The organism is Faecalibacterium faecis (genome assembly GCF_040096475.1).
GTDB classification, from domain to species: domain Bacteria; phylum Bacillota; class Clostridia; order Oscillospirales; family Ruminococcaceae; genus Faecalibacterium; species Faecalibacterium taiwanense.
Genome location: NZ_JBBMEP010000057.1, coordinates 1 through 679, shown reverse-complemented (window position 1 = coordinate 679; position 679 = coordinate 1). Strand labels below are relative to the sequence as shown.

Annotated in this window: 1 protein-coding gene; it reads left to right on the top strand. The window is 57.4% G+C overall.

Annotated features, from left to right (window positions below):
• The coding region (locus tag WMO17_RS13245) for a recombinase family protein (RefSeq protein WP_349138329.1) at positions 1–679 on the top strand (679 nt) is incomplete at both ends.

Below are 679 nucleotides of genomic sequence, written 5' to 3'. Positions count from 1 at the left end.
GGGCTTCACCATTGGCAAGGAGGACAGGCTGTACCATATCGACCCGGAGACGGCTCCCATCGTGCAGGAAATCTTCAGCCGGTATGCCGACGGCGAACCGGCCGAGAAGATCGCAGCATCCCTGAACGAGCGCGGTCTGCGTACCCGCACCGGGAAGCCGTTCGTGAAGAACAGCTTCTTCCAGATCTTCCGGAACCGCCGCTACATAGGCGAGTACCGCTATAAAGACATCGTGACACCGGGTGGCATTCCCACCATCGTGGACGAGGATTTGTTCAACCGGGTACAGCAGCGTTTTGAGCAGAACAAGATCGCCCACGGTCGGCCTGCAAAAGAGGATGTGAGCTATCTGCTGACCACCAAGCTGTTCTGTGGCAAGTGCGGCACCCTGATGGGTGGCGAAAGCGGCACCAGCCACATGGGAAACACCTACTATTACTACAAGTGCGGCAACGCCAAACGCCACGGCAAGGCGCACTGCGACCTGAAAGCCATCCGCAAGGAGCCTCTGGAGCGGTTCGTGGTGGACACTGCCATTAAGGTGATTTTCAGCGATGAAATCATCGAACAGCTGATAGATTTGGTCATAGAAGCCCAGCAGAAGGAGAACACCCGGCTGCCTGTCCTGAAAGACCAGCTCAGGGACACGGAGAAGCGGCTGGCAAACCTTCTGGAAGCC